The following is a 2,563-nucleotide window of genomic DNA, read 5'->3' as shown; positions in this document are numbered from 1 at the left end:
GTCGCGCCGCGCAGGACGATTTCAGCCGTCGTATTGGCCGGAATCGTCACCTTCACCGTGATCCGGCTGCCCTCCACCTGCCAGCCCGACTCGATCCTTCCGTACATCGAATCGAACGCCGCACGCGCATGGGTCAGCAGCGTCGAGCCGAACAGCGGCTCGATGCGAATCCGCTTGTAGGCCGGCTCGGCGGCATTCATGTCCAGCCCCGCCACCTTGCGGTACATCCAGTCGCCGATCGCGCCGTAGGAGTAGTGGTTGAACGAGTTCATGTCATCGCTCCAGAACGAGCCGTCCGGCTTGATGCTGTCCCAATGCTCCCAGATCGTCGTCGCCCCTTTGGATACCGAATACAGCCAGCCCGGGTAGCTTTCCTGCATCAGCAGGCGCACCGCCGTCGTATGATAGCCGTTGTTCGACAGCGCGAAGCAGAGATACGGCGTGCCGACGAACCCGGTCGTCAGATGGTAGTCGTTTTCTATGATGAGATTGTTTAAATCCTCCGCCACCCGGCCCTTAACACTGTCGTCCACCAGCTCGAATACAAGCGCCAGCACGTGCGCCGTCTGCGTCGGGGAGGCGATTCGGCCCGTCTTCGTCGTGAACTCGTCGCGGAACGCCTCAATAACCCGCCGATGCAGCTCCCCGTACCGCTCCGCATCCTCCTCCCGGCCCAGCGCGCGAGCCGCGTCGCGTACGAGCCGCGTCGAATACGCGTAGTACGCCGTTGCGATAAACGCGGTCGGCGTTGCGCCGATATAGCTGTTCTCCTTCGCATCCAGCGCCAGCCAGTCGCCGAAGTGGAAGCCCGTATTCCACAAAAACTCCTGCTCGCCCTGCGCGCGGATATAGTCAACCCACCGCTTCATGCTGTCGTATTGCTCTTCGAGCAAGTGCTGATCGCCATAGTATTGATACACGGTCCACGGGCAGATGACAGCGGCATCTCCCCACGCAGCGGAGCTCGCGCCGCCAACGATGTCCGGGATCACAAACGGAACGCCGCCGTCCGCATGCTGCTCCGCCTTCAGATCACGCAGCCATTTGGTGAAAAAGGGCCCGCCCTGGTAGTTGAACAACGCGGTGCTGATAAATACTTGCGCGTCGCCCGTCCAGCCCAGCCGCTCGTCGCGCTGCGGACAATCCGTCGGCACGTCCAGAAAATTGCCGCGCTGCCCCCAGCGAATGTTGTGCTGCAGCTTGTTGATCCGCTCGTCCGAGCAGGTGAACTCGCCAGCGGGCGGCATGTCCGAGTGGATGACCTCGCCCTGGAACGCCTCCAGCGGCAGTCCGTTCTCCTGCCCGGGGAACCCTTCTACCTTCACATAACGGAAGCCCATAAAGGTGAAATGCGGCGCGTAGCTTTCCTCCCCGCCCCCGCGTGCGGTGTAGCTGACCGTTTGCTTCGCCGGACGAAGGTTGCCGAAATAAATATTGCCTTCCCGATCCAGCACCTCGGCATGGCGCAGCACAATCGTCGTTCCCGCCTCGGCTTGAACGGTGAATCGGATGCGGCCGACCATATTTTGCCCCAGGTCCAGCACATGGTCGCCGGCAGGCGTCACGAAGGCGGCCACCGGCTTGATCACCTCGGTTACCTTCGTCGGCCAGTTTTCCTGCGCGACCAGACGCTCATACGGCCCGTCCAGCACCTCGACCGGATGCCAGCCGTCGCTGCTTCCGGCTTCGCTCCAGCCCGGCGGCTCCAGGCGGGCATCGTACGTCTCGCCGTGATAAATATTGGCGTACCGAATCGCGCCAAGCGACGCCTGCCACGTCGCATCCGTCGCCACAACGGCTTCCGCGCCGTCCTCATAACGGATATGCAGCTCCAGTAAAGCGGCCCGCCGCTCGCCGTAGTTAAAGTTTTTGCCCTCGAAGCCAAGCCCGCCGCGATACCAGCCGTCGCCCAGCATGATGCCGATTCCGTTGCCGCCCTCGCGCAGCGCAGCCGTCACGTCATAGGTCTGCACCTGCAGCCGGCTCGGGTAGCTGGTCCAGCCCGGCGCCAGCAGGTCGTCCGACGCTTTGCTGCCGTTGATATAGACCTCGTACACGCCCAGCGCCGACGCATAAATGCGTGCCGACGCGATGCCCGCTCCCGCTTCAAACGTCCGGCGCAGCAAATAGACCGGCTCCGCGTCAGCGGCAATCGCGTCCGCATCCGGCGTAATCCACTGGGCCTGCCAAGCGTGCGAGCTGTCGATTCCAAGCTCCAGGCGTCCCTCCGCGCTCCACGGCGCTTCCAGGCCTGCCGTATCCCAAGCCTTCACGCGATAACGATAAGCCGTTCCTGCAAGCAGCGGCGGTCCTCCGTAGGCAACCTGAATGGATTGCTCCGATTCTACCCGTCCCGAATCCCATAAGGCGCGCTCGAAGCTGCCGCCTTGCTCGATCAGCTGAAGCCGGTAGGCCGCCTGAACAACCCCTCTACGGTCTCCTCCATCCAGCACCCAGCTGAAGCGCGGCCGTGCGACTCCGGTTCCCAGCAGCTCGCTTTGATACTCACAACGAACGGTAAGCACGTTTAACATCGTATCCTCTCCCTGTTCTCGGATCTGAT

The 2,563-nt window shown here is 62.6% G+C and carries 1 protein-coding gene; it reads right to left on the bottom strand.

The features are described 5' to 3' along the window. Nucleotides 1-2,534: family 78 glycoside hydrolase catalytic domain (locus AC6ROY_RS25255; protein WP_500103319.1), on the bottom strand; the 2,534-nt coding region annotated here is incomplete at its 3' end. Between the last annotated feature and the right edge of the window lie 29 nt (nt 2,535-2,563).

Source organism: Paenibacillus sp. sg306046 (assembly GCF_059821225.1).
This window is presented reverse-complemented; position numbering and strand designations above follow the sequence as displayed.